The sequence below is a fragment of the Ruminococcus sp. genome, from assembly GCF_019417665.1.
In the GTDB taxonomy this organism is placed as follows: domain Bacteria; phylum Bacillota; class Clostridia; order Oscillospirales; family Ruminococcaceae; genus Ruminococcus_C.
This window is the reverse complement of record NZ_DXUU01000104.1, coordinates 1-4,429: the sequence shown is the minus strand read 5'-3', so window position 1 is coordinate 4,429 and position 4,429 is coordinate 1. Positions and strand designations below refer to the sequence as shown.

The 4,429-nt window shown below is 37.8% G+C and carries 6 protein-coding genes; 1 reads left to right on the top strand and 5 read right to left on the bottom strand.

What is annotated here, in order from left to right; translation table 11 throughout:
• Window positions 1-33: 33 nt before the first annotated feature.
• From QZ375_RS13810 to QZ375_RS13795, 4 genes are read right to left on the bottom strand one after another with little or no spacing between them, the layout of a single operon-like run.
• The gene (locus QZ375_RS13810) at window positions 34-360 is read right to left on the bottom strand and encodes a hypothetical protein (RefSeq protein ID WP_365729244.1); all 327 of its coding nucleotides are present in this window, start codon (window positions 358-360) and stop codon (window positions 34-36) included.
• 38 nt (window positions 361-398) lie between these two features.
• Complete coding sequence (locus tag QZ375_RS13805) at window positions 399-719, bottom strand: TfoX/Sxy family protein (protein ID WP_295219886.1); 321 nt, start codon at window positions 717-719, stop codon at window positions 399-401.
• A gap of 26 nt (window positions 720-745) precedes the next feature.
• Window positions 746-1,222 (bottom strand): hypothetical protein, encoded by a 477-nt coding sequence (locus QZ375_RS13800; RefSeq protein WP_087203444.1) that lies wholly within the window; start codon window positions 1,220-1,222, stop codon window positions 746-748.
• Complete coding sequence (locus QZ375_RS13795; protein WP_295219881.1) at window positions 1,222-1,839, bottom strand: GyrI-like domain-containing protein; 618 nt, start codon at window positions 1,837-1,839, stop codon at window positions 1,222-1,224. Before QZ375_RS13795 ends, QZ375_RS13800 begins: the two co-directional genes overlap by 1 nt.
• Before the next feature lie 158 nt (window positions 1,840-1,997).
• On the opposite strand from QZ375_RS13795, the gene QZ375_RS13790 reads away from it, so the two are divergent.
• On the top strand, window positions 1,998-2,192 hold the full coding sequence (locus tag QZ375_RS13790; RefSeq protein WP_021865186.1) for a hypothetical protein: 195 nt from the start codon (window positions 1,998-2,000) through the stop codon (window positions 2,190-2,192).
• Between the two features lie 221 nt (window positions 2,193-2,413).
• Here the strand turns inward: QZ375_RS13790 and QZ375_RS13785 are convergent.
• Window positions 2,414-4,429: hypothetical protein (locus tag QZ375_RS13785; RefSeq protein WP_295219877.1), on the bottom strand; the 2,016-nt coding region annotated here is incomplete at its 5' end.

Genomic DNA, 4,429 nt, shown 5'->3' with positions numbered 1-4,429 from the left:
TTAACATCTATAATCCCATCTTCCAAATCAATATCACACCATCTGAGTCCAGTAAGTTTCGCTTTTCTTCTTTGTAATGAACTTCGATGACTCTACCGCATCTATCAGCAGTTTCAGTTCCGGCAATTCAAACTTACGACTAGCTACAAAGTATTTGCTTTGAGTAGAATGGATAGTAACAATGTCCATTCCAAACTCCTGAAGTGCAGCAATATCTTTTGTGACCGTCGTTCTATGTGCAGATATTCCGTATTCATCATTCAATATATTGATTAACTGTGTTGTGGAAAGAGGATTTTCTTCATCGGTTCTTTCCAGTAAAATCTTTTGTAAATATAAAATCCTTGGCTTTGTTTCCATAATTTTTATATACCAATCGCTCCATCAATAGTATCTGTCTACTTTTTCTTTTTAGGCTTAGGTGCTGTCAATTCGTCATACATCGCATTAAACAACCCTGTTAAAAACTCCTTACTATCAACATCTTCCACAAGCAGCATTTCCTTTGCCCCATCATACGGCAATTCATAGGTAGCTGTCGGCATATATGAAATTGCTGATTTTATCGGTTTTACAAGTAATCTGTCATCATAAATTCCGCCGACAATTTTACCACGATAATAAATAATATATTCGCCCATCATCGCACGGAAAGTAATCTCGTCCAATTCTGCCAACTGTTCTAATATAAATTTCAAATATTCTTTACTTGATGCCATTAGTTGTCCTCCGACCTAATTTCATTTTACTCGATTTCTTTTTTATGATTCAAGTGTATTCCAATATGTCCAATCCCCAATATGATTGCTGCAACAAATAAAAACGGGTTTTTGCCATATATACTCAATAGACAAAATGCACATACTGGCAATGTTGCACCTGCCACCGGAATACCCAGTAAGCTGCTGTACATATCCTTCATTGTCTTAGCACTTCTGAAATATCTAATCCAATACACCTCATATAAGACCATCAAAACAAATGCAATCAAAAGTATTACAGTCCAACCGGATATTTCATTGATATTAAAATCTCTGAATATCAATGACAAGCAGGTTACAGAAATTTCTCCCACTCTTTCAAATAACAGCAGTACCCTGTTTTCATTTTTCACATACTTATCATAATCTTTCGGCTTATTTTTACTCCATACAATATTTGGTAGCATCAGCATCAATAAAAATATTAAACCTATATATGAAAATCCAAAATTTACATTCATTATTGTATCTCATTTCCAAGCAATTTACGCCTTTTTATTGGGTGTCTTATTACCGTTTTGCATTTCTCCGGTGCAACTTTTCTTGGGTCTGATGAATAGATTTCGTGATGGCATCGCTCATCAGTAAAATCATTTACATAACCGTTTTCTTCAAGATATTTATCCATCATCGCCACGGTTGCAGGTTCATCATCAAACGCTCCTATATGCATTATCTGTACGCACAAACCTTCGTCAATACTCAAGAACTCTGCACCAGAGCAATCCATCTTTTTCTTTTTTGAAGCAGTTTCCACCGCCCAATCAAAATCTTTCTTTGTAATAAAATCAGGCAGACGAATAACAGAAATCCAGTTGAAAGCTGATTTATCAGTATAATCTATACTTTCAACATTGTCCTGCCACCAAAAGCCCTCAAGCGGTGGTACAACATATTCAAAAAATCCTTCTATTTTGTAATCCGTCTTATAGCTCATCTTGAGAGTATATGCAACAGCATACAAAACACCAATAGCAGTTTTATATTCTCCGCCTTCTTCATTAGGATTTCCTTTACCTCGTACCGCTATATAATTTGCCTTTGGAATTGTCACAATCTGCGGCTTATTCTTCGGCATATAGAACTCTTTATATTCTTTCTTAAAATCGAATCAATTATATGAAAGAGTGATGCGTAAGCACCGATGTCGTTCTCCTGCTTCTCCTTCTTCTCTTCCACAGTCTCCTGTTACATGGTACAATCAACGTATCTAATATGGAAATGGAGACGATCACTATGAAACGATTCACTGAGACAGAACTTGCAAAGGAACTTCGGCAACAATATATCAAAAATCCTCCGGAAGGCATGACTTCTGACGAAGTCCTCGACATGAGCGATGATGATCTTTTGGATATGGATTATTTCTTACACGAATTTGATGAGCTGGATGATGACGATTTCGGCGAAGAAGGTTTTTATATCTTCTAAACCTAAACCGTCTATTTCTCGTGCCCGCTTTTGTGCGGGCTATTTTCATTCAAAAGTTCGACGAAAGTAGAACTTTCCTATAAAGTAAAAAAGCGTCGCTCACGACGCGCAAGATTTGCTTCGCAAACTTGTTATCAGAATGCGTCTTCGACGCAATTTCCTATAAAGTAAAAAACTGTCGGCAGCTTAGGCTGCCGACAGAAAAAGGGTTTTGCTATCAATTAATTTTTACATTTCTTTCTCATTAAAGCTGTAATTCCAGCTATTCCTGCTGATGAACCGAGCAATAAGATATACATCATTGCCATATTGCTGTCACCTGTCTTAGGTGCTTCGCCTTCTTCATCAGGTTCTGGTACTGAATCCGGCTCAGTTGGTTCATTAGAAGTATCTTCTCCATCACCCTTATCCGGATCTGATGGTACATTTGTGTCATCTGAATTATCAACCTTAACAAGTGCTGCTATTGCATCTTCGATTGCCTTAGCCATTGCGTCAACCTTTGTCTGATCATCTGACATAAGATCTCTGTCTACTGCCTCAATAGCTGCTGTAACACCTGAGAAATCCACATAATCTTCAGGATTTAAAGCATTAGCCTTCTCGATTGCAGCATCGACTGCACTGTAGTCAGCTGCAATGTACTTTGTCTTCGTCCATTCAGCACTTGTCATTTCCATAACGCCTGCGCCTGATTTTGAACCTACAACTTCCTTGACATCCTCAAGCGGAAGTGTCTGATACTGATATGGAAGTACTCCGTTTGTATCATATGTAAATTCCATTGGCTTTGCTTCTTCAACAGTGTAATCTCTCTTCTCATACTGGTCTTCATTTACAATGTGTGAAGCCCATGCCCAGTTTCCAACTGTTGATTTATCTTTGTATCTGAATCCTGTTGTAAATAAGTTATCACCATTGTTATCCCAGCTGCTTCCTGTATATGTACCCTTTGAGTTAGTTACTGTTGAATTAACAATCAAAGCATTATTCTTTACATTCTGGAACATAATTGCCCATTCAGGAGCCATGTAATTAGTGTCCATACCCTGATACTCTGCACCTGTAATCGGTTCCTCAACTCCCTCAAATACACATGTGTCGGCTGCAATAGATGCACCGTTTCTTGAATTAATACAACGTGATAATGAGTATGGTCCTTTTTCTGCAAAAATTGGATGTGCTGCTGCCGCTGTCTGATGTGTTGAATCATCAATGTAGCAGTTGATAAGGTTACCTACACCCTGTCTGATCATAGGAACACGCTGTCCTGGATTGAGGTAGTGGTTGTATGCAAGTGTAAGTCTGATATTGCTGTTTGCATCCTCTACAACTGTTCCGTTACTTCTCTTATAGTTAACGAAATCCTTATCACCTGTACCGTTTAAGTGACATTTCTTATGGTATGCTGTATATGCCATAATCTGCTCAGGTGTTGCGCCGCCTGTTCTTAACTGATGATATAAACTTGTATCTGCCTTAAGTTCACCCTTCTGATATCTGCCCTCCATAAACATGATTGACTGATAAATAGAGCTGTCTTCTGATGGTTTTTCAGTTGCTTCATCACCAATTTTACACCATGAAATTGTAACTCCTGTTGCACCGTTCTCTAAGTCGATGTTACCATCAGAAGCAATTTCAAATGTACAGTGATCGACCCAGATATTTTTACCGCCGTTAATCTTCATGTTAGACCAGCCGACTTCTTTCTGTGCACCTGCGTCATCCCACTGCCACATCTCTTTGAAGTGGAGATTTCTGATAACAATATCATTACCTGTAATCTTAAGCTCTGTATGCTTAATAGCATTTCCATTCGGTGAAAAAATTGTAAGCCCATCAATATTACCTATGTTTATCTGTGTTACTCCGCTTTTTTCCATAAGCGGATTTGTAAATCCACCATTTACATTAGTTAATTCATTAGATGGTCTTTTATATTCCCTTACAAAATTGTACTTTCTAAGAACGTCTTTTGTAAGTAACTCTGTAAGATACTTATATCCAAGATCCAAATCCTTTGTGATTTCCATAACCTTAACTTTTCCGGACTGAGCATCCTTAATTGCATCAAGGAAATCCTTCTCATCATCAATTACTCTGTAATACTCAGTTCCAACATATTCACTTCTGTCATGAACATTCCCATTAACTGAAGCAAATCCTGTTATTGAAAGAAATGAACTATTGTAACTGCTCTCAGTTGATACTGTCCCCGGTATTTCAGTTACAAC

Bases quoted from the DNA above. Each gene is read 5' to 3' on its own strand.
- QZ375_RS13805 (WP_295219886.1), bottom strand. From the start codon at position 719: ATGGCATCAAGTAAAGAATATTTGAAATTTATATTAGAACAGTTGGCA.
- QZ375_RS13800 (WP_087203444.1), bottom strand. From the start codon at position 1,222: ATGAATGTAAATTTTGGATTTTCATATATAGGTTTAATATTTTTATTG.
- QZ375_RS13810 (WP_365729244.1), bottom strand. From the start codon at position 360: ATGGAAACAAAGCCAAGGATTTTATATTTACAAAAGATTTTACTGGAA.
- QZ375_RS13790 (WP_021865186.1), top strand. From the start codon at position 1,998: ATGAAACGATTCACTGAGACAGAACTTGCAAAGGAACTTCGGCAACAA.
- QZ375_RS13795 (WP_295219881.1), bottom strand. From the start codon at position 1,839: ATGCCGAAGAATAAGCCGCAGATTGTGACAATTCCAAAGGCAAATTAT.